The 20,549-nt window shown below is 62.7% G+C and carries 19 protein-coding genes; 13 read left to right on the top strand and 6 right to left on the bottom strand.

What is annotated here, in order from left to right; genetic code table 11:
- Positions 1–40 precede the first annotated feature (40 nt).
- The 10 genes from QZ522_RS07150 to QZ522_RS07105 all read left to right on the top strand — a co-directional run bounded on the left by QZ522_RS07150 (position 41) and on the right by QZ522_RS07105 (position 9,417).
- Positions 41–787: an ATP-binding cassette domain-containing protein gene (locus QZ522_RS07150; RefSeq protein ID WP_294609118.1), complete on the top strand. Its 747-nt coding sequence runs from the start codon at positions 41–43 to the stop codon at positions 785–787.
- A gap of 54 nt (positions 788–841) precedes the next feature.
- Complete coding sequence (locus QZ522_RS07145; protein WP_294609101.1) at positions 842–1,612, top strand: transporter substrate-binding domain-containing protein; 771 nt, start codon at positions 842–844, stop codon at positions 1,610–1,612.
- A gap of 6 nt (positions 1,613–1,618) precedes the next feature.
- Complete coding sequence (locus QZ522_RS07140; RefSeq protein ID WP_294609100.1) at positions 1,619–2,371, top strand: ABC transporter permease; 753 nt, start codon at positions 1,619–1,621, stop codon at positions 2,369–2,371.
- A complete protein-coding gene (locus QZ522_RS07135) occupies positions 2,368–3,153 on the top strand; it encodes an ABC transporter permease (protein WP_294609098.1) in 786 nt (261 codons plus the stop codon). The genes QZ522_RS07140 and QZ522_RS07135 overlap by 4 nt, the downstream gene beginning before the upstream one ends.
- A gap of 112 nt (positions 3,154–3,265) precedes the next feature.
- Positions 3,266–4,147 carry a LysR family transcriptional regulator gene (locus QZ522_RS07130; RefSeq protein ID WP_294609096.1) on the top strand — a complete coding sequence of 294 codons (882 nt, stop codon included), beginning with the start codon at positions 3,266–3,268 and terminating at the stop codon, positions 4,145–4,147.
- A gap of 96 nt (positions 4,148–4,243) precedes the next feature.
- Entirely contained in the window at positions 4,244–5,695 is a 1,452-nt protein-coding gene (locus tag QZ522_RS07125; RefSeq protein WP_294609094.1) for an aldehyde dehydrogenase family protein, read from the top strand.
- Positions 5,692–6,687: a membrane dipeptidase gene (locus tag QZ522_RS07120; protein ID WP_294609092.1), complete on the top strand. Its 996-nt coding sequence runs from the start codon at positions 5,692–5,694 to the stop codon at positions 6,685–6,687. The genes QZ522_RS07125 and QZ522_RS07120 overlap by 4 nt, the downstream gene beginning before the upstream one ends.
- A 42-nt stretch (positions 6,688–6,729) precedes the next feature.
- Positions 6,730–7,050 carry a hypothetical protein gene (locus QZ522_RS07115; RefSeq protein ID WP_363319810.1) on the top strand — a complete coding sequence of 107 codons (321 nt, stop codon included), beginning with the start codon at positions 6,730–6,732 and terminating at the stop codon, positions 7,048–7,050.
- Positions 7,051–7,075: 25 nt separating this feature from the next.
- Positions 7,076–8,767, top strand: coding sequence for a hypothetical protein (locus QZ522_RS07110; RefSeq protein ID WP_294609090.1), 1,692 nt, complete (start codon positions 7,076–7,078; stop codon positions 8,765–8,767).
- Entirely contained in the window at positions 8,764–9,417 is a 654-nt protein-coding gene (locus tag QZ522_RS07105) for a DUF3726 domain-containing protein (RefSeq protein WP_294609088.1), read from the top strand. Before QZ522_RS07110 ends, QZ522_RS07105 begins: the two co-directional genes overlap by 4 nt.
- Here QZ522_RS07105 and QZ522_RS07100 read toward each other — a convergent pair.
- Positions 9,414–10,013, bottom strand: a complete 600-nt coding sequence (locus QZ522_RS07100; protein ID WP_294609086.1) for a riboflavin synthase — start codon at positions 10,011–10,013, stop codon at positions 9,414–9,416. The two genes, QZ522_RS07105 and QZ522_RS07100, sit on opposite strands and share 4 nt — an antisense overlap.
- Positions 10,014–10,154: 141 nt before the next feature.
- Here QZ522_RS07100 and QZ522_RS07095 point away from each other — a divergent pair, with 141 nt between their 5' ends.
- The 3 genes from QZ522_RS07095 (at position 10,155) to QZ522_RS07085 (ending at position 14,718) form a co-directional block, all read left to right on the top strand.
- Positions 10,155–11,447, top strand: a complete 1,293-nt coding sequence (locus QZ522_RS07095) for a capsular biosynthesis protein (protein ID WP_294609084.1) — start codon at positions 10,155–10,157, stop codon at positions 11,445–11,447.
- A gap of 96 nt (positions 11,448–11,543) precedes the next feature.
- Positions 11,544–12,698 carry a polysaccharide biosynthesis/export family protein gene (locus QZ522_RS07090; protein WP_294609082.1) on the top strand — a complete coding sequence of 385 codons (1,155 nt, stop codon included), beginning with the start codon at positions 11,544–11,546 and terminating at the stop codon, positions 12,696–12,698.
- Positions 12,688–14,718, top strand: a complete 2,031-nt coding sequence (locus tag QZ522_RS07085; protein WP_294609080.1) for a capsular polysaccharide biosynthesis protein — start codon at positions 12,688–12,690, stop codon at positions 14,716–14,718. Before QZ522_RS07090 ends, QZ522_RS07085 begins: the two co-directional genes overlap by 11 nt.
- A gap of 11 nt (positions 14,719–14,729) precedes the next feature.
- Here the strand turns inward: QZ522_RS07085 and QZ522_RS07080 are convergent, their stop codons facing one another.
- From QZ522_RS07080 to QZ522_RS07060, 5 genes are all read right to left on the bottom strand, one after another.
- Positions 14,730–16,238, bottom strand: a complete 1,509-nt coding sequence (locus QZ522_RS07080) for an AMP-binding protein (protein WP_294609077.1) — start codon at positions 16,236–16,238, stop codon at positions 14,730–14,732.
- On the bottom strand, positions 16,235–17,638 hold the full coding sequence (locus tag QZ522_RS07075; protein WP_294609075.1) for an aldehyde dehydrogenase family protein: 1,404 nt from the start codon (positions 17,636–17,638) through the stop codon (positions 16,235–16,237). Before QZ522_RS07075 ends, QZ522_RS07080 begins: the two co-directional genes overlap by 4 nt.
- Before the next feature lie 62 nt (positions 17,639–17,700).
- Positions 17,701–18,669, bottom strand: coding sequence for a tripartite tricarboxylate transporter substrate binding protein (locus QZ522_RS07070; RefSeq protein WP_294609073.1), 969 nt, complete (start codon positions 18,667–18,669; stop codon positions 17,701–17,703).
- Between the two features lie 45 nt (positions 18,670–18,714).
- Positions 18,715–19,182 carry a tripartite tricarboxylate transporter TctB family protein gene (locus QZ522_RS07065; protein ID WP_294609071.1) on the bottom strand — a complete coding sequence of 156 codons (468 nt, stop codon included), beginning with the start codon at positions 19,180–19,182 and terminating at the stop codon, positions 18,715–18,717.
- Positions 19,179–20,549: tripartite tricarboxylate transporter permease (locus QZ522_RS07060; RefSeq protein WP_294609069.1), on the bottom strand; the 1,371-nt coding region annotated here is incomplete at its 5' end. The genes QZ522_RS07060 and QZ522_RS07065, both read right to left, overlap by 4 nt.

The raw sequence follows: 20,549 nt of genomic DNA, 5'->3' as shown, positions 1-20,549 counted from the left end.
AGCCCAAGCCCGACAGACCAACGCCCCCGCCCCGGCGGACATGGCAATTCTTGTCGAGGATCTGCATAAATCCTTTGGCGCTCTTGAGGTGCTCAAGGGCGTGTCGCTCAGTGCGCGCAAGGGCGATGTGGTGGCGATCATCGGCGGCTCTGGTTCGGGCAAGTCGACGCTGCTGCGCTGTATCAACTTTCTGGAAACCCCGACATCGGGCCGCATCACCGTCGCGGGCGAGGAAATCGCCATGCGCCGCGACGGAAGCCCCGCCGACCGCCGCCAGATAGAGCGGATTCGCACCCGCCTCGGCATGGTGTTTCAGGCCTTCAATCTCTGGACCCACCGCACGCTTCTGGAAAACGTGATCGAGGTGCCGGTGCATGTTCTCAAGACCCCGCGCGCCGAGGCGATCGCGCGCGCCCGCATATTGCTTGAACGGGTCGGGCTGGCGGATAAGGCCGATACTTTTCCCGCCTTCCTGTCCGGTGGCCAGCAACAGCGCGCGGCGATTGCGCGGGCCCTGGCGGTGGACCCGAGCGCGATGCTGTTTGACGAACCGACAAGCGCGCTTGATCCCGAATTGGTCGGCGAGGTTCTGACCGTGATCCGCGATCTGGCCGCCGAGGGGCGCACCATGCTGCTTGTCACCCACGAGATGAAATTCGCCCGCGAGGTGGCCAGCCACGTGGTTTATCTTTTCGAGGGCCAGATCGAAGAACAAGGCCCCCCCGACCAACTTTTCGGCGCGCCCCAATCGGCCCGCCTCAAGCAATTCCTGCAAACCGTCGGCTAAGAAAACGCGCGCAGGGCACGACCAGAAAACCATAACCAACACGGGAGAACGACAATGACTCTGAAATCCATCCTCACCGCCGCAGCACTTGGCGCACTGACCGCCGGGGCCGCTTTGGCCCACGATGAAGAGGTCAAGATCGGCATCGCGGCCGAACCCTATCCGCCGTTCGCCTCGGTCGATGCCTCGGGCACCTGGGTCGGCTGGGAGATCGAGGTGATCGGCGCCGTCTGCGAGGCGGCCGGGTTGCATTGCGTGCTGACGCCGGTGGCCTGGGATGGCATCATCCCGTCGCTGACCGGCCAACAGATCGACGCGATCATGGCCTCGATGTCGATCACCGAAGAGCGTATGAAAACCATCGACTTTTCAGATGCCTATTACAACACGCCCACCGTGGTCGTCGGTGACAAGGCGCTTGATCTCGATGCCACGCCAGAGGGCCTCAAGGGCAAGATCCTCGGCGTTCAGGCCTCAACCATCCATCAGGCCTATGCCCAGCAATATTTCGCGGATTCCGCCGAAATCCGCATTTATCAGACCCAGGACGAGGCCAATCAGGATCTGGTCGCGGGCCGGATTGACGCCACGCAGGCCGACAGCATCGCCATGGCCGACTTTGTCTCGACCGATGCCGGGGACTGTTGCGAGATCAAGGGCACCGTCGCCGATGATCCGGCGATCCTGGGCCAGGGCGTGGGCGTCGGTGTGCGCAAAGGCGATGACGAATTGCGCGCCTCACTGAACAAGGGCATCGCCGCCATTCTAGCCGACGGCACCCATGCCGAAATCACCTCGCGCTATTTCAAAGCCAGCATCTATTAAGCCGGTTTGGAAAACCTGCTCGACACCCTCGGGCTAAGCCAGTCCGCGCAGCTTTTGTCGCTCTCGCCTCCGGGTTGGGGCGGCAACCTTTTGCGCGGGCTGGCCAATTCGCTTCAGATCGCATTCGGCGCCTTCGGCTTTGGTCTTTTGATCGGGCTGTTTGGCGCCTATGGCAAGCTTTACGGCGGCCCGATCCTGCGTGATCTGCTGGCAATCTATACCACCGTGATCCGCGCCGTGCCGGAACTCGTGCTGATCCTGATCCTGTATTACGTGGGCAGCGACCTGATCAATCAGGCCTCGGTTGCGATGGGCTATGGCCGGGTCGAGATCAGCGGCGTCGTTGCCGGTATCTGGGTGCTTGGCGTCGTGCAGGGCGCCTATTCGACCGAGGTGCTGCGCGGCGCCATTCAGGCGATTCCGCCGGGACAGCTTGAGGCGGCGCGCGCCTTTGGCATGCCGCCGCTGATGACGCTTCGGCGCGTGACAATCCCGGCGATGATGAGTTTTGCCACGCCGGGGCTGGCCAATCTGTGGCTGATCGCCACCAAGGACACCGCGCTTTTGGCCATTGTCGGCTTTAGCGAACTGACGCTGGAAACCCGGCAGGCGGCCGGCAGCACCCGCGCCTATTTCACGTTTTTCCTCGCAGCCGGGGCGCTCTACCTGATCATCACCCTGTTTTCAGGCGCATTTTTTGCACGGATCGAGAAATGGGCGCGACGCGGCCAACCCTCGCTGAAAGAGGGCAAGAGATGACCGGTTGGCGCGCAATGCTTCAGCCGCACCGGCTGTTTCTGATGGCGCTTTTCGCCGGGCTGGTGATCTGGTGCGCGCTCTCGCTTCGCTGGGACTGGTTGCCCGAATATGGCCCCCTCGCCCTTCAAGGGCTGTGGCGGACGATCTGGATCCTGGCGGTGACCACGATTCTTGGCTTTGCCCTGGCGGTGCCGCTTGGATTGGCACAGGCGATTGGCCCCTGGTATCTGTCCGCACCCGCGCGGGCGTTTTGCACGGTGATCCGGGGCACACCGCTTTTGCTGCAAATCTGGCTTTTGTATTATGGGCTCGGCTCGCTCTTTCCGCAGTTCCCCTGGATTCGCGGTTCCGAGCTTTGGCCCTATCTGCGACAGGCCTGGCCCTATGCGGTGCTGGCGCTCACCCTGTCCTATGCGGGCTATGAAGGCGAGGTGATGCGCGGTGCCTTTGCCTCGGTCAACAAGGGACAGCTTGAAGCCGCCCGCGCCTTTGGCATGCCGCGCCTGACCATGTTCCGCCGAATCTGGCTGCCGCAGGCCATTCGCAACGTCCTGCCGACGCTTGGCGGCGAAACCATCCTGCAACTCAAGGCGACGCCGCTTGTGGCGACGATCACCGTGATCGAGATCTATTCGGTCTCAAGCCGGGTGCGATCGGACACCTTCATTGTTTATGAACCGCTGCTTCTGCTGGCCTTGGTCTATATGATCATCGCCGGGATCATCGCGCTTGCCTTCAAAAAGATCGAAGACCGCGTACCCGACCGCCCGCGTCAAAGATAACCGTGCCGTCGCATCCCGCGCGGTAAAGGTCGCGAACCCCACAGACAAACCGGCCCTGCATCCATATTTCAGCCCAAAGTAATTTTTAAGTCATAAGTTCAGGGGCATTGAAATGTCGATCAAGATCGAAATGCTGCGCTGTTTCCGCACCGTCGCCGATCACGGAAGCCTCGCCGAGGCCGCCACGGCCCTCGGGCGCACGCCCTCTGCCGTGTCGATGATGCTCAAGCAATTCGAGGATCACATCGGCGCGCCGCTGTTCGAGACCGCGCGCAAATCGCGGCTCACCCCCTTGGGCGAGCTGGTTCAGATCGAGGCGAACCGCGAACTGGCGCATTTTGACCGCACCATTGCCGCCATCGAAGGCCTGTCGCGCGCTGAGCTTGGCCATATACGCCTTGCGGTCACCCCCTCGGTCGCGCAGGCGGTGATGCCCCCCATCCTTCAAGCCTATATGAAGAGCCACCCCGGTGTGCGCATCGACATGAGCGACAGCGATTCCGCCAGCGTCCAGCGCGAGTTGGCCGCCGAGCGCGCCGATATCGGGCTGGCGAGCCTGCCGCCGATGCCGGGGTTCGACCGGCACCTTGTCTTTACCGATGCCTTCGGCCTTGTCTGCCGCGCCGATGATCCGCTGACCCGAGAATGGAGCACCCTTGGCTGGGCCGATCTTGCGGGGGCGAATTTCATCGCCAATGGCCTGTGCCAGCATATCCAGGATGCCGATTTCGCCCCCATTCTGGCCAGCTCAATGCTGATGGTGCACAACACCACCTCAATCCTGAGCTTGGTGCGCGCAGGCGTCGGGGTGACCGTTCTGCCGGAATTGACCGTGCTTCCCGAGTTTTCCGATCTCGCCTTTCTGCCGCTGATCAACAGCACCGCGCGACGCGAGGTCTGGATGCTCACCCAGCCCGAGAAAATGCTCCCCCCCGCCGCCCGCGTGCTGGCGCGGACAATCCGGCAGGCGAATATTTCGGTCGACCACAGATGAATTTCAATTTATCTGAACTAAATTCAACTACTTCTGGTTTGTTCTGAAGTTTCATCTGTGCCCTTTTATCCGCGACGCAAGAAAAGGGATCGTGACATGGCCAAGACATATCTCAACTATATCGCCGGGGACTGGGTTGCCGGTGACGCCGAGATCGAAAACCGTAATCCGTCCGATATCAGCGACCTGATCGGGCTTTACGCGCAGGCCAGTCCCGATCAGCTTGAGCGCGCGCTTGACGCCGCCCGCGCCGCCCAGGGCGAATGGGCCGCCTACGGGATAGAGCGCAAACAGGCCGTGTTGATGTCAATCGGCAACGAAATGATGGCGCGTGCCGAAGAGCTTGGTCGCCTGCTTAGCCGCGAAGAGGGCAAGCCGCTGGCCGAGGGCAAGGGCGAGGTGTTCCGCGCCGGTCAGTTCTTTACCTATTACGCCGCCGAATGTCTGCGCCAGCTTGGCGAAAATGCCGATTCCGTGCGCCCCGGCGTCGAGGTCGATGTGCGCCGCGAACCCATCGGCACCGTCGCCGTGATCAGCCCCTGGAACTTTCCCACCGCCACCGCCAGCTGGAAGATCGCCCCGGCGCTTTGCTATGGCAACGCGGTGATCTGGAAGCCCGCCAACATGACCCCCGCCTCGGCCTATGCGCTGACCGAGATCATCTCCCGTCAGGACATTCCCAAGGGCCTGTTCAACCTTGTGATGGGCGCGGGCGGCAGCATTGGCCAGCGTCTGGTCGAAAGCCCGAAAGTCAACGCGATTTCCTTTACCGGCTCTGTGCCCGTGGGCAAGGGCATCGCCAGTGCCGCGATCCAGAACCTCACCAAGGTCCAGATGGAAATGGGCAGCAAGAACGCCCTCGCGGTGATGGAGGACGCCGATCTTGATCTTGCCGTCACCCTCGCGCTTGGCGGCGCCTTTGGCGGCACCGGCCAGAAATGCACCGCCTCGTCGCGCCTTGTGGTGCATGCGAGCATCCACGATCCCTTTGTCGAAAAGCTTGTGGCGGGCGCAGAGGCGATGACGGTCGGCCACGCCCTTGACGCAGGCACACAGATCGGCCCGGTGGTCAGCGAAACCCAGCTCAACGAGAACCTCGCCTATGTCGATCTTGGCAAATCCGAGGGTGCCGAGCTTGCCTGTGGCGGCACCCGCGTCAGCCGCGAGACCGAGGGCTATTACATGACGCCCGGCGTGTTTCTCGACACCACCAACGCCATGCGCATCAACCGCGAGGAAATGTTCGCGCCGCTCACCTCGGTGATAAGGGTCGATGGCTATGAAGAGGCGCTGTCGGTCGTCAACGACACCAATTTCGGCCTCACCTCTGGCATCGTGACGCAAAGCCTTGCGCGCGCCACGCATTTCCGCCGCAACGCGCGCACCGGGGTTGTCACCGTCAACCTGCCGACGGCGGGCACCGATTACCACGTGCCCTTCGGCGGGCGCGGCGACAGCTCTTACGGCCCCCGTGAACAGGGCCGCGCGGCGGCGGAGTTTTATACCACCGTCAAAACCGCCTATATCTCGGCCGGGGTGGCGAAATGAGCGTGCTGATCGACGGCCTGCAATATGCCAACTGGTCGGAAAAGGTGTTCCGCGAGATGCGCGCGGGCGGCGTGGACGCGGTGCATGTCACCATTTCCTATCACGAGAATTTCCGCGAAACCGTGCTTAACGTCGAGGCCTGGAACCGCTGGTTCGAGCGCTTTCCAGAGCTGATATTTCAGGGGTTTACCGGCGACGACGTGCGCCGCGCCAAGGAAACCGGGCGCACCGCGATCTTCTTTGGCTTTCAGAACCCTAGCCCGATCGAGGATGATATCGGGCTGGTCGAAATCCTGCACCGGCTTGGCGCGCGCTTCATGCAGCTCAGCTATAACAACCAGTCGCTTTTGGCGACCGGCTGTTACGAGGCCGAAGACCCTGGCATCACCCGCATGGGCCGTCAGGTGATCAAAGAGATGAACCGCGTCGGGCTTGTGATCGACATGAGCCATTCCGCCGACCGTTCGACCATCGAGGCCGCCGATATCTCGACCCGGCCCATCACCATCACCCATGCCAATCTCCATAGCTGGCAACCGGCCCTGCGCAACAAGCGCGACGACGTGATCCGTGCCGTCACGCATAATGGCGGCATGATGGGGTTTTCGCTTTATCCCCATCACCTCAGGGATAAATCCGACTGCACCGTCGACAGCTTTTGCGAAATGATCGCCCGCGCTGCGGAAACCTTTGGCGTCGACCATTTCGGCATCGGCAGCGATCTTTGCCAGGATCAGCCCGACAGCATCGTCGAATGGATGCGCAGCGGCCGCTGGACCAAGGAGATCGACTATGGCGAAGGCTCTGCCGCGGCCCCCGGTTTCCCGCCCCAGCCCGCGTGGTTCCGCGACAACCGCGATTTCGGCAATATCCGCGAAGGGCTTGCCCGCACCGGCTTTGACGCGGGCGAAGTTAACGCGCTGATGGGCGGCAACTGGTTGCGGTTCTTCGACGAAAACTTCACCCCGGCAGACGCGCCGCCGGACCGCTAGGGCAAAATCGCCCACCCACGGACGACCTTGAGGGAGGAAACCATGTCCGGCGTCACGCCCCCCAATGCCACCAAAGGGCATCTGCATCACATCAACACGCCATTGTTTGCCCTCATCAGCGGTTTCATTGCGCTTTTCTGCTTGATTGCCCTGTTTGATCCCGATCTGCTGTCACGCATGGTCGATGCGGGCTTGGCATGGTCGGCGAAGTATTTCGGCCACTACCGGCACCTGCTTTTGCTGGCGACCTATCTGATCGGGCTGGCGCTTGTGGTCCTGCCGGGCGGGCGCGCGATCATTGGCGGGCTTCTGGCCGGGGGTGGCACGTTCAGGGCGACCTTTGATGGAACCGCCCAGTTCTAATTCAAGACAGGAAAAGGACAGGCCAATGCAACAGTCCAACAGCACCCGCATCGCGCCCCGTGATCCCAATGTGGTCATGCGCCTTGCCCGGCTTGGCTCTTTTCACCAATCGCGGCTGTCGTTCATGCGCGTGCTCTTGCGCCGCCTCAAGGCCGAAAACTGGCGGTTCGAACGCAGGCTGTTTGAGATCGACGCACGCGGCGTCGGTCGCGCGGTCTATACCGCGCATGGGCCGAACCAAAGCTATTCGCTTGTCGCCTTTGCCAATGACCTGCCGCCCGAAAAACGCTCGGACCGGGTGATTGCCACCGAATGGGATGCGACGTTCACCCTGTTTGACGGCATCCCCACCCCCGCCGATCTTGACCGCCTGTCGCAGAATGTGCCCCGCCAAGAGGCCGGGCGCATCAGTGAGGCAGAGCTTTCGCTGAGCCGCGCCAACCGCTCGGTGCGGCTCTGGGAGTATGTGGTCGACTGCCTTGCGCGCGGGCAACAACCCGATCAAGCCCGTGTTGACGAGGTCGGTTACCTGATGCGCACCACCGCCGTTTACGGATCAGGCAAGTTTGGTGCCGCCGACCGCGAAACCACCGCTGATCGCGATGAATTTCAGGCCCCCTTCCAGATCGAGATGCTGTCGGTATTCCTGACCCGCGCCTTTGTCATGGACCTGGTCGAGCATATGGCCGCGATGCGCGCCCCCGAGACCGCCGTGCCGCTGGCGCCCGCGCTGCGCCGTCGCTTTGGCATCGGAAATTCGACCGGGCTTGGCATGGCGCCGTTCCTGCTCAATCATCCCGCATTGCTCAACAACTGGATCGCCGCGCGCGAAGAGGCCCTGGCGCGCATCCGCGCGCTGCCGAACGCCACCCCCGAGGCCGCCCAGAGTTTTCGCGACTTTGCAGAGCGCGCGCGCCTTCACGCGCTGAGCTGGCAGTCAGAGCACCCGATCCAGATCGAGAAACTGAACGGCCTGCGCGCCGATATGGAGGCGTTGACCGCTCATCTGGCCAAGGCCGACCTGATGGCCGATACGCCGTGGAACCGCCTCTGGCTTTGGGGCGAAACCGCGCTTACCGTCGAGGGGCAGGAACTTTTGGCCTCGCTTCTGATGGAACCTTATGGCGACCTGGTGGATGGGCTTAGCTGTTGCATGGCCGCCGACGAGGCCGTTACCTGGCGGATTGACGGGGCGATGCAACTCGCGGACCTGCGCACCATCACGCAGGATGTCTATGGCTGGGCGCTTAAGATCGACTGGTCCGACCGCGCCGCCACCGCGCGGGTCTGGTACACCTCCGAGGAAAAACTGGAACCACGGCTTGGCGAACGCTTTGCCGAACCGGTTGAACCCTATGAACAACCGCTTTGTCCGGGGCGCGACGCGGCGCGGATGTTTGCCGATCTCGCCGATTCCCACGAGGGGCCAGTCGCCGGTTTCCTGCTCAGACACCCCGAGCATCGCCATGTGGTGCGCCGCGCCCAGATCGCCGCGCACCTGCCTTACGCCGAAATTCGCGACAACACGATTGACGCGGGCGTGCTACCGATCGACATGCTGCGCGCCAAGCTGTCGTTCTTTGGCGCCTGCCATTCCGATCCGCGCTCGGATCGCTGGCTTCGCATCAACATGTTCCAGCACGCCCCCTTCCCGCATGACCTTGCGACGGGCAATGCCGATGACTGGACCTATCCTTATCTGGAGGGCCGCGCATGACTTGGTCGCTGAACGAAATCGAAGGGCTGTCGCGCAAGGCGGCGCGCGGCGCGGGACTAAGCTGGGGCCTGGCAGAGGAGGCAGGCAAGGCCACAAGATGGCTTTGCGCGGCGGGTCTTCCGGGGTCCGAGGCACTGGCCGGACTGTTGCGCCGGAATGACGGCGCAGAGTATGACGCACTCTGCCCGCTTGGGGAAACCGGCACATGGGCGGCAAGGGGCGGCGCGCTCTGTCCGCTGATCAGCGGCGCAGCGATCTGCGATCGCGCCAGCCAGATTGCCAAAGGCGAGGCGCTTGAGCTTGGCGAGACGTCTTTCCCGCTGTTGTTGCTGCCCTATGTGGCAGCCGCCGCGCAAAGCAGCGACACCCCCCTGAAGATTGAATGGCCGGGTGTCACCGTGACCTTCGCGGATCAGGCCCGGATCAGCCTTAGCCAGCAAGGCGCGCTGACCCCCGAGAGCGTCGCCACGGTGCGCATCACCGCGGCCGCGACGCTGGAAGAGGGCACGCCGCTTGATCATGTGACCCGCGGCAATATCGAGCCCGGGATTGCACAGGTTCTCACGGGGTTCGCCCATCGCACCTATGCCCCCGGCACGCCCGAAAGCCGCCTTGCCGGGGCCGGTGCGGGGCTAAGCGACAACGACTAGGCGCCGGATCTTTCCGCCTCGGCCAGCCGCGCCACATAGCGCGCCAGCGTGTCGATCTCCAGGTTGACCATATCCCCAAGCGCCACATCGCCCCATGTGGTCACCTCTTTGGTGTGGGGGATGAAGTTGATGCCGAAATCCTGGCCCGACACCTCGTTCACCGTCAGCGAGGTGCCATTCAAAGCGACCGACCCCTTGGGCGCGATGAAGCGGGCCAACTCTTTCGGCGCACGCAGGGTAACGCGGGTGCTGTCGCCCTCGTCGCGCAGCCCCACAACCTCGGCCAGACCATCGACATGCCCCGACACGATATGCCCGCCAAGCTCGTCCCCGACCTTGAGCGCGCGTTCAAGGTTGACACGCCGCCCCTCGCCCCAGCCCGAAAGGTTGGTTTTCGAAACCGTTTCGGCAGAGATATCCACATCGAACCAATCCGCCCCAAGGGCCACCACCGTAAGACATACCCCGTCACAGGCGATCGAGGCACCGATATCAATCCGCGATGTGTCATATTTGGTGGCAATGCGCGCCCGCAGATCACCGCGTTGTTCAACCTGTTGGATGCGGCCCACATCCGTGATGATGCCAGTAAACATTGACCGGTCTCCCCTTGTCTCTTCCCTTCGACCTAGCGGCGGCGCCTGCCCATGGCAAGCAGCGGGCGCAGTACGGGGCTTATTTTTGTCAAGATGCTGCGCTATGAGGAATTTGAAGATAGGCAAAGGGCAGTAAATACCATGACGGGCCTGACCGGTCAAAATCGCGCGTTCCTGTTTCTTCAGGGGCCGCACGGGCCGTTTTTCCAGAAACTCGGGCAGATGCTGCGGCGGGCCGATGCACAGGTCTGGCGTGTCGGTTTCAACGCTGGCGATCAGGCATTCTGGCGCGACCGCACGTCCTATATCCCCTTCACGGGGCGCGCCGCCGACTGGCCCGAGACATTCCGCCAAATCCTCGCAGAAAAACAGATCACCGATATCGTGCTTTACGGCGACACCCGCCCCATTCACGCGCAGGCCGCCGAAATCGCGCGCAACGCGGGGCTTGGGGTGCATGTCTATGAAGAAGGCTATATGCGGCCCTATTGGGTCACCTACGAGCGCAACGGCAGCAACGGCAATTCGCGGCTGATGGAGATGAGCGTGCCGCAGATGCGCGCGGCGCTGGAAAACTCGGATATGGACACCGCCCTGCCACCGGCAAGCTGGGGCGACATGCGCCAGCATATTTTCTATGGCGCGCTCTATCACGGCTTTGTCCTGCTTGGGAATGGCCGCTATCGCAATTTCCAACCCCATCGCGCGCTGAGCGTGAAGGACGAGTTTCACCTGTATATCCAGCGCCTTTTGCTGATGCCGGTTCAGGCAGTCGAACGTCGGCTTGCCACCCGGCGCATCCGGCATGGCGGCTTTCCCTATCACCTTGCGCTGCTGCAGCTTGAACATGACGCCTCGTTCCAGGCCCATTCGCCGTTTTCAAGCATGACAGAGTTTCTGGAAACCGTGATCGAGGGTTTTGCCCTTGGGGCACCGCCGCATCATCATCTGGTGATCAAGGCGCATCCGCTTGAAGATGGCCGCGCGCCGATCCGTGCCGAACTGCGCCGTCTGGTGCGCGCGCATGGCTTGCAGGGGCGGGTGCATTATGTGCGCGGCGGCAAGCTTGCCCAGCTTCTGGATGAGGCCAGAAGCGCCGTCACCGTCAATTCCACGGCGGCGCAACAGGTGCTATGGCGCGGCATTCCGCTTCGCACCTTCGGACAGGCGGTCTATGCCAAACCAGAGTTCGTCAGCACCAAACCGCTGCGCGATTTCTTTGCCAGGGCAGAACGCCCCGACCGCCGCGCCTATACCGATTACCGGCGTTACCTGCTTGAAACCAGCCAGGTCGCCGGTGGCTTTTATTCGGCTCAGGGACGGCGCCAGTTGCTGCGTCAGGCCGTCGACATGATGCTTGCGCCCGAAGATCCCTATGATGCGCTCAAATCCGGGACCGCGGCCCCACGGCAACAGTTGCGCATTGTCCCCTGACCTCGCGCACCAGTACGCTGGATTTTAATTTATGTTTCCTGTAGCTTGGCGAAAAAAGACCGAGGCAGAACAAAAACAGGTCGAGGAGACCGAGTAGTGAAATCCAGACAATTCCGATGGGCGAAGCCCGTCGCCGCATTGGCCATTGCGTCGATCGTGGCGTCCTGTGGCACGCTGCCCCGTGTCGGACCGAACAAGCGCGAGATCTATGCCGGCTCGATCCAGCAACAGGGTGATGCCTTTGTGGTCAATGCCAATGACCGCGTAACCCGCGCCACCGCCGTACAACCCGCGCTTGGCTTTACCGATGACTTCAAGAACGCGGGCCTGCTCGGGTCGGACACCATAAGTCCGGGCGACACGCTTGGCCTGACGATCTGGGAAAACGTCGATGACGGCCTTCTGACCGGCGCGGCCGCCAATCAGACCATTCTGGAAGAGGTCCAGGTCGATGGCTCGGGCTTTATCTTTGTGCCCTACGCGGGCCGCATCCGCGCCGCCGGCAACACCCCCGAAGGCATTCGCCGCATTATCACCTCCAAGCTCGACGAACAGACCCCTGACCCCCAGGTCGAGGTGCGCCGCCTTGCGGGCAATGGTTCGACCGTCTCGCTGAGCGGGGCGATCAGCGGACAGGGCGTTTACCCGATCGAACGCCCGACACGCACCCTTTCCAGCATGATCGCCTCGGCGGGCGGGATCGCGATTGAGCCCGAAGTCGCGCTGATCACCGTGATCCGTGGCGACAAGCGCAGCAAGGTCTGGTTCCAGGACCTGTTCAAATACCCGCATTTCGACATCGCCCTGCGGGGCGGTGACCGGATTCTGGTCGAGGCCGACACCCGCGCCTATACCGCGCTTGGTGCCACTGGCACGCAAGCCCGCGTGACTTTTGAGACCCAGACCCTGAGTGCCGTCGAAGCCATTGCACAGGTTGGGGGCCTGACCACCACGGCCGCCGATCCGACAGGTGTTTTCGTGCTCCGCAACGAACCGGCGGAAATCGCCAATCAGGTGCTTGGGCGCGACGATCTCATCGGCGCACAGCGGATGATCTATGTGCTTGACCTGACCAAGCCCAACGGCATGTTTGTCGCGCGTGATTTCGCCATCCGCGACGATGACACCATCTATGTGACCGAGGCGCCCTTTGCCCAGTGGGCCAAGGTCATTTCCGCCCTCACCGGCACTCTTGGCGCGGTCGGCTCGTTCTCGACCGCAGGCGATACGCTTAGCAGCAGTGGCCTCTGACACCGCGCGCAGTCCTGATCCCGCCGGGGCCACCACGCCCCGGCGGGTTTTCTATTACAACGCCGGATTTCTGCGCCAACGCCGCATCCGCCGCATCCTGTCGCTTGCGGGCTATGACCTGACACTTGGCACGCCCGGTGCCGATGACCTGATCGCGGTCTGGGGCCACAGCCCCTATGCCCATCGCGGCGAGGCCATGGCAGAGCGCAGCGGCGCGGGGCTGATCCGGGTTGAAGACGCCTTTCTGCGCTCACTCCACCCCGGCCGCGACGGCGAACCACCGCTTGGCCTTGTGATAGACCATCGCGGCGCGGCCTTTGATAGCGCGCGGCCCTCTGACCTTGAACATATTCTCAAGACAAACCCGCTGGACGACACCGCCCTTCTCAACCGCGCACGCGGCGCCATTGCGCGCCTGCAAGAGGCACATCTTTCAAAATACAACGCCTTTGACCCAAGCGCCCCCTGCCCCGATCCGGGCTATGTGCTGGTCATCGACCAGACCCGCGGGGATGCCAGCGTCACCCACGGCGGGTCCGATGCCAATACCTTTCGCGAGATGCTTTATTACGCGCAAGAGGATAACCCCGGCGCGCGCATCCTGATCAAGACCCACCCCGAGACCGATGCCGGACACCGCGAGGGCTATTTCAGCGCCAGCGACGAAACCGACCGCATCACCCTGTTCAGCGAACCGGTCAGCCCCTGGGCCCTGCTTGAGGGCGCGATTGCGGTCTATACGGTCACCTCGCAGCTTGGCTTCGAGGCGATTTTCGCAGGCCACCGCCCGCGGGTCTTTGGCCAGCCGTTTTATGCCGGGTGGAATCTGACCGAAGACCGCCATCCGATCCCCATTGCGCGGCGCGCACGCCCGCTGACGCGCGCCCAGCTTTTTGCCGGGGTGATGCTGCTCTATCCCATCTGGTACGACCCTTACCGCGACCGGCTTTGCTCACTGGAGACCGCGATCGACACACTTGAGGCGCGCGCCCGCGCCTGGCGCGAGGATCACAGCGGCTGGCGCGCCCATGGCATGCGCCTGTGGAAACGCGCGCCGCTTCAGCGGTTCTTCGGGTGCCACCGCCGGGTGAGCTTTGTAAAATCCGCCGATGCCGTGGCCGACCGCCCGGCCATGGTCTGGGCCTCGAAACCAGAGGCAGGCCCGCCCGGCGCGGTGCGTGTCGAGGACGGGTTCCTGCGCTCGCGCGGCCTTGGCGCCGATCTTGTGCCCCCCCTGTCGCTGGTCTGTGACGATCTGGGGATTTATTACGACCCCGCTTGCGAGAGCCGCCTTGAGCGGCTGATTGCGGCACGCGCAACGCTGCGCCCCGATCAACACCTGCGCGCCGAGGCGGTGATCGCACGGCTGATCCGGGATGGCCTGAGCAAATACAATCTTGGCGGCGCCCTCCCCGATCTTCCGCCCGGACATCGGATCCTGGTGCCCGGTCAGGTCGAGGACGACGCCTCTATCCGGCTTGGGGCGGGGGTGATCAACACCAATCTGGCGCTTCTGGAACTGGTGCGCGAAAAGAACCCTGATGCGGTGATCCTTTACAAACCCCATCCCGATGTCGAGGCGGGTCTGCGTCCCGGCGCCATTGCCCCCGAACGCCTGAACACACTTGCCGATCTGGTGCTTACCGGTGCCGATCCCGCCGCACTTTTGGCAGAGGTCCAGGAGGTCTGGACCATGACGTCGCTTCTGGGCTTCGAGGCGCTGTTGCGCGGGGTGCCGGTCACCACCACCGGCGCGCCGTTCTACGCCGGTTGGGGCCTGACCCGAGACCTCGGAGACCCTCCGCCACGGCGCCGCGCCACCCCAACGCTCGAGGGCCTCGTGCATGCCGCTTTGATTGATTATCCGCGCTATTTTGACCCCGAAACCCGCGAGGCCTGCCCTGTCGAGGTGGTGATTGACCGCCTGAGCAGCGGCAGGGTATCGCGCGCAGGCGCCGCCAACCGCCTGTTGGCCAAACTTCAGGGCGCTTTCGCCCCTTGCGCCGGACTCTGGCGTTAAGTGACGCGGCGTTAGCCGGACGGCTCCAGCGTAACCAGAACCTCGGCCAGCTTCATCCGCTGGATCTTGCCCGACGGCCCCTTGGGCAATTCGTCGATGATATGCACCACATCCGGCGCCTTGAACGCGCCGACGCGATCCTCGCAGATCTGGCGCAATTCGGCGCCCGACACGTCGGAGCCTTCGCGCAGGCGCACCGCCGCCTCCACCCTCTCGCCGTAACTTTTGCAGGGCCGCGCAAAGGCCGCCGCCTCGATCACGTCGGCGTGGCTGTAAAGCGCTTCGTCAATCTCGCGCGGGGCGATGTTTTCGCCGCCCTTGATGATCAGTTCCTTGAGCCGCCCGGTGACATAGACATAGCCATCGCCATCCACCCGCCCAAGATCACCTGTACGCAGCCAGTCACCGGCGAATGTGGATGCGGTCGCCTCGGGGTTCTTGAGGTATTCCAACATGACATTCGGTCCGCGGATCGCGATTTCACCCTCGATCCCGGCCGTGCAGGGCCGCAGGTCCGGGCCAAGAATGGCCACCTCGTTGCCATAGGCGATGCCCGGCGAGCCGATCTTGCGAACCCCCGGCGGCAAGGGATTGGACAGGATCTGCGCCGCGGTTTCGGTGAGCCCCATGGTCTCGATGATCGGCACCTCGAAACGCGTCTCGAAGGCCCGCTGTACATCCGGTGCAAGCGCAGATGAGGCCGAACGCCCAAAGCGCAGGCGCTGTTTCGTCCCGGCATCGGGATCGTTTGGCGCGTGCAGCAGATGGCTGATGATGGTGGGAACCACCGAAAACCACGTCGCCCCCGACGTCCCGGCATCGGCCCAGAACCGCCCGGCAGAGAATTTCGGCGACATGGCGATGGATCCGCCCGACACCAGCGCCCCCATGACCGAAACGCACAACCCGTTGATATGATAGATCGGCAAGACACACAGGCCGCGATCCTCGGGCCGCAGGGCATGCGCGATGCTCGTGGTCCAACCGCCAGCCAAAAGACTGGCGTGGGTATGCACGACGCCCTTGGGCCGCCCGGTTGTGCCCGAGGTATACATCAAAAGCGCATGATCCTGCGGGGAAATATCGTGAAGCGCTGTCGCCGGGGGGATCGCATCGGCAACAAAGCGGGTCATCGCCGCAGGCTTGGCAAGCTCGAACAACTCGGCGACGCTGTCATGCACAAAGGCGGTGCGCGCATCACTGTGATCAAGCGCATAGGCAATCGCATCACGCCCCGCGGCGAGGTTGATCATCGTGGCCCGGAAGCCGCCGTAAAGCGCCCCGTAAAGCGCAATGACCGCCGCGCGCCCGTTGGAGTGCATGATGGCGACACTTTCGCCCTTGGCATGACCCGCCGCTGTCAGTTGCAGGGCGATTTGCTCGGCTTGCCTGCGCAACTCGGACCAGCGCAGGCTTGTGCCGTCATCCGTGAAAACGAAGGCGACATCATCCTCGTCCGCGCGATGATCAAGCCAGTCGCGCAGGGTACCGGCGGGCGGGGTGTCAGGCGCAATCCTCATTTGCCTGCGACCTCCCAATAGGCGGCGAAGATATCCTCGACCTTTGGTTCGCGCGGCGGGATTTCACGGATCACCTTGGTGGTCTGCATGAAATGTCGCCAATGCAGGTTGTCGTCGATCGAATTTCCGCCCCAGCTTCCACAGCCCATCGACAGGGAAAACGGCATACCGTTGTTAAAGGCCCCGCCGGTGGCAAAGCAATGCGCTTGGTTGACGATCACCCGACAGGTCGGAATGGTCTGGCCAAGCGCTATCGCGCGCGCCTCGTCACTCGAGTGAAGCCCGACCGAATGCCCGGCGCCCTGATAGGCCAGAATACGTGCGGTGATCGCCACCGCATCATCGAAATCGCGCGCGCGGTAAAGCGCGGCCACACGCGACAGCTTTTCGCCCGACAGCGGGTGATCCGGGCCGATGCCCGTGGTCTCGACAGCCAGGAACCTGGTGTTGCCCGGCACCTCGCCCGTCATGTCGAGGGCCGCAAGCATCTTGTCGGCATCCTGTGCGATCACCGCGCGGTTGAGGTGTCCGTCGGGCCAGAGCCTGGCTACGATTTTCGCCTCGTCGGTCACATGCGCACCGCCGGTCCTGGCAAGCTCTGCCATGAAAGCGTCAAAGATCGCATCGACCACCACAATGGCATTTTCCGAACTGCAAGAGGTCGCGTTGTCAAAGGTCTTCGAGGCGGTGATCTTCTCGGCTGCCGCCCGAAGATCGGATGTTTCATCGACGATCACGGTGACATTCCCGGCCCCGACCGCAAGGGCCGGTGTGCCCGAGGTATAGGCGCGTCTGACGTTGTTCTGCGATCCGGTGACGACGATCAGGTCGCTGATCTCAAGCAGGCGCTGCGTCTTGTCCTTGGAACCGGGCGCCGGGACCATCTGCACAAGGTCATGATCCTCGCCGATCTTGTCGAACTCGGCATGGATATAACCCAGCAGAACCTCGCAGGCGGGCACCCCCTTGGGCGAGGGCGACAGCACGATGGCATTGCCGCATTTCAGCGCGTTGATGATATTGTTGGCGGGCGTCGCCGCCGGATTGGTCGAGGGCACCACGGCGCCGATCACACCCATCGGGCGGGCGATCCTTGTGATGCCTGTCTCGTCGTCCTCCGCGATGACGCCATAGGTTCTGGCCTGCGCGATATCGCGCATCAGGCCAAGCGTCTTGCGGTGGTTCTTGATGATCTTGTCGTCGACATTGCCAAGGCCGGTGGTCTCAACGGCAAGCTCGGCAAGGTGACGGTTGCGGGCCGGCTCCATTATGGCCCATGCCGCGGCTGATGCCGCGCGGTCATAGCGGGCCTGCGACCCGTTGGCCTCATAGGCCTTTTGCGCCGCTCGGGCGCGGGCAACGATGGCATCGACTTGGGCATTTGCGTCTGGAGCATTCATGGTCTTTGGTCCTTGGTCGGAGGAGGCCCCCACCCCGTGACCGGGGTGAGGGTCGCGTGTTTTCAGAGCCCTGCAAGCAGCTCTTTCAGGGTGGCCTCGCGGTCGGCCCACATCTGTTTGACTTCGTCGCGGGTCATGATTTTCATCGGCGATCCGCCCGCTTTCATCTTGCCCGCAACCTTGCCGTTGCCGAACATCGCCGGCACGGTCGCGGCCAGCTTTTCGATCACGCCTTCGGGCGTACCTTTGGGCACCATGATGCCGCGATAGTTCACCGAGGCGTTGTCGATGTCATAGCCCTGTTCTTTCAGGGTCGGCACGTCCGGCAGAAATTCGTTGCGATCAAGGTCGAAGACGCCAAGGATCTTGATATTGCCCGCCTCGGCGGCGCGGAAGGCATCCGAAAGATTGTTGACGCCGCCCATGACCTCACCCGCGATGACGGCCTTCATGGCACCGGCACCGCCCTTGTTGTTGGGGATATAGGCCATCTTGACGCCTGCGGCCTTTTCAAGCTGAAGCGCCGCGATGTGGTGGCCGACAAAAAGGCCCGCCCCCGAGAAGGTAAGCTTGCCGGGGTTTTCCCTGGCAAAGGCGACCACATCCTCCATCGAGTTGAACGGGCTGTCGGCGCCGACCACAAAGACCGCCGGATCGGCGCCCCAGTTTGCAATCGGCTCAAAGCTGTCGGCGGAATAGTCGACACCGCCCTTGATCGACTGTGCGATAAAGTGCGGCACGTTATAGGCCCCAAGCGTGTAGCCATCGGCATCGGCCTGGCTTGCCAGCCAGTTCCAGCCTACGCGCCCACCGGCGCCCGGCTTGTTGAGGATGGCGATCGGCATGCCAAGCGCATCTTCGTTGCCCGCCGTCATCGTGACGATGCGCGCCTGAAAGTCGGTCGCGCCGCCTGCGCCATAGCTGACCATCATCATGATCGGGCGTTCGGGATAATTGGCGTGACCGTCTGCGGATGCTGTGGTGGTCAGGCCCATGAGGGCGATTGCGGCCCCTGCTATAAGTTTCTTCATTGGTTGGTTCCTCCCTGGGATGATGAGTTCTGCCGCTGTTACGGTTCAGAAAAATATCTCTCGCGGTGTGTACACTTTCAGAAGTTTTGCGAAGAGACCGTACATGACGCCCATGAAACAGGCCGTCACGAAAAGACGCTTGAGCCATGACTTCAGCTCGCGGTGCGAGGCCGGGTCATAAAGGCTCAGCAGGATGAAAAAGGCGATTGCGGTGGCGGTGTAAAACCCAAGCCCCTTGGCCGCCCAGAAAATATAGACCAGCGCCACGATCAGGCCCGGCGCCAGATTTGCCATCTGCGTCACCGAGATGCCGTTGCCCACCTTGGTCCAGCCCAGGCAGGCCTTGCCAAAGGTCCAGAGCGCCAGCACCACGAAAATCGTCGCCACCAGGCGCGGAAACAGGAACGCCTCGGAGGGTTGCTGGGTATAGCTGACATAGGTCACCCAGAGGCCGACGGCGGCGACGATGCCAGAGCCGATAACATGCTGAAGACGCGGCAGGTTCGGGGTCATGCCATGATCTCCTCTTTGCTGGTATAGCGACGTGCACGCAATTCCATATAGGCGGAATAGAGAACCGACAGGATCACCACCGCGATCAGGAAGATGTTGAGCGGCCCGACAAGGAAATAGGTCCCAAGACCATCCGTCGCCCGCGCGATCATCGCGCCCTGGATAAAGTTGGCCTCGGCGATCGGTCCGAGGATAAGCCCAAGCACAAGCGGCGCGGCGGAAAAGCCGAAGCGTTCAAGGAAATACATCATCACGCCAAGCGCCGCCATGACATAGACATCGCCCATGCTCGATTGCACCGAATAGCTTCCGAAAACCGCAAGCCCAAGGACGATCGCGGCCATCACCGATTGCGGCACCTGCGCGACCCGCGCCGCCATCCCCGCCACATAAAGCCCGAAAATGCACATCAGGATCTGGCCTATCAGCATCGAGTTGATGAAGGTCCAGGCCACGTCAGGGTGATTGTCAAACAGGTCCGAGCCCGGAAAAATTCCGTGGATCAACAGCCCGCCCAACAGGACGGCGGCGGTGGGCGATCCGGGAATCGACAGCGTCAGAAGCGGCACAAGGCTTGGGCCGACCATCGCGTTGTTGGCGGCCTCTGCGGCGATCACGCCTTCGGGGTGGCCTTTGCCGAACTTGTCGCGGTCCGGGCTGAACTTTTTGGTCTGATCATAGGCGACAAGCCCGGCGATCTGGCCACCGACACCGGGAATGAGGCCGATGATCGAACCGGTGAGCGTGCCGATCCCCATGGCGCGCTTGTTGCGCAGCAACTCTTTGATCGCGTCAAGGATCGAGTGTTTCTGTACCGTGATCACCTCGGCGCCGTCGTTGCGCCGCCCCTTGGCGAACATGGTGATCACCTGCGGGATTGCGAACAATCCGATCAAAGCCGCGATGATATTGATGCCCCCGCCAAGCGAGGGATGAAAGATAAAACGTTGCGCGCCCATGATATCGTCAAACCCGATGGTCGACAGCCAGAGCCCGATACAGCCCGACAGCAAGCCCTTGACCACCGAACGGCTGTCAAGCGTACCGATCACCGTCACCCCGAGGATCGCCAGCCAAAAGAGATGGCTCGGCCCGAATGCCAGCGCCCATTTCGCCAACACCGGCGTCAGAAAGATCAGCAACAGCACCCCGAACACACCGCCGACGGCAGAGGCCAGAAAGCTAAGCTGAAGCGCTTTGGCGCCCTCGCCCTTTTTCGCCATCGTGTGCCCATCGAGGGTTGTCGCAATATTGGCCGGCGCGCCGGGAATCTTCAAAAGGATCGCCGAAACCGCCCCCCCGGCAACTGTCGATGTATAGGCCGCCCCCAACAGGATCAGCCCCTGCGCCGCGTCAAGCTGAAACGT

Origin of the sequence: uncultured Roseovarius sp., assembly GCF_913054395.1 — a bacterium.
GTDB lineage: Bacteria > Pseudomonadota > Alphaproteobacteria > Rhodobacterales > Rhodobacteraceae > Roseovarius.
The sequence above is the reverse complement of the archived record's forward strand: the minus strand, read 5'-3'. Positions and strand labels throughout refer to the sequence as shown.

Bases quoted from the DNA above. Each gene is read 5' to 3' on its own strand.
- QZ522_RS07075 (WP_294609075.1), bottom strand. From the start codon at position 17,638: ATGAATGCTCCAGACGCAAATGCCCAAGTCGATGCCATCGTTGCCCGC.
- QZ522_RS07095 (WP_294609084.1), top strand. From the start codon at position 10,155: ATGACGGGCCTGACCGGTCAAAATCGCGCGTTCCTGTTTCTTCAGGGG.
- QZ522_RS07120 (WP_294609092.1), top strand. From the start codon at position 5,692: ATGAGCGTGCTGATCGACGGCCTGCAATATGCCAACTGGTCGGAAAAG.
- QZ522_RS07115 (WP_363319810.1), top strand. From the start codon at position 6,730: ATGTCCGGCGTCACGCCCCCCAATGCCACCAAAGGGCATCTGCATCAC.
- QZ522_RS07065 (WP_294609071.1), bottom strand. From the start codon at position 19,182: ATGACCCCGAACCTGCCGCGTCTTCAGCATGTTATCGGCTCTGGCATC.
- QZ522_RS07125 (WP_294609094.1), top strand. From the start codon at position 4,244: ATGGCCAAGACATATCTCAACTATATCGCCGGGGACTGGGTTGCCGGT.
- QZ522_RS07070 (WP_294609073.1), bottom strand. From the start codon at position 18,669: ATGAAGAAACTTATAGCAGGGGCCGCAATCGCCCTCATGGGCCTGACC.
- QZ522_RS07100 (WP_294609086.1), bottom strand. From the start codon at position 10,013: ATGTTTACTGGCATCATCACGGATGTGGGCCGCATCCAACAGGTTGAA.
- QZ522_RS07105 (WP_294609088.1), top strand. From the start codon at position 8,764: ATGACTTGGTCGCTGAACGAAATCGAAGGGCTGTCGCGCAAGGCGGCG.
- QZ522_RS07145 (WP_294609101.1), top strand. From the start codon at position 842: ATGACTCTGAAATCCATCCTCACCGCCGCAGCACTTGGCGCACTGACC.
- QZ522_RS07130 (WP_294609096.1), top strand. From the start codon at position 3,266: ATGTCGATCAAGATCGAAATGCTGCGCTGTTTCCGCACCGTCGCCGAT.
- QZ522_RS07080 (WP_294609077.1), bottom strand. From the start codon at position 16,238: ATGAGGATTGCGCCTGACACCCCGCCCGCCGGTACCCTGCGCGACTGG.
- QZ522_RS07150 (WP_294609118.1), top strand. From the start codon at position 41: ATGGCAATTCTTGTCGAGGATCTGCATAAATCCTTTGGCGCTCTTGAG.
- QZ522_RS07135 (WP_294609098.1), top strand. From the start codon at position 2,368: ATGACCGGTTGGCGCGCAATGCTTCAGCCGCACCGGCTGTTTCTGATG.
- QZ522_RS07110 (WP_294609090.1), top strand. From the start codon at position 7,076: ATGCAACAGTCCAACAGCACCCGCATCGCGCCCCGTGATCCCAATGTG.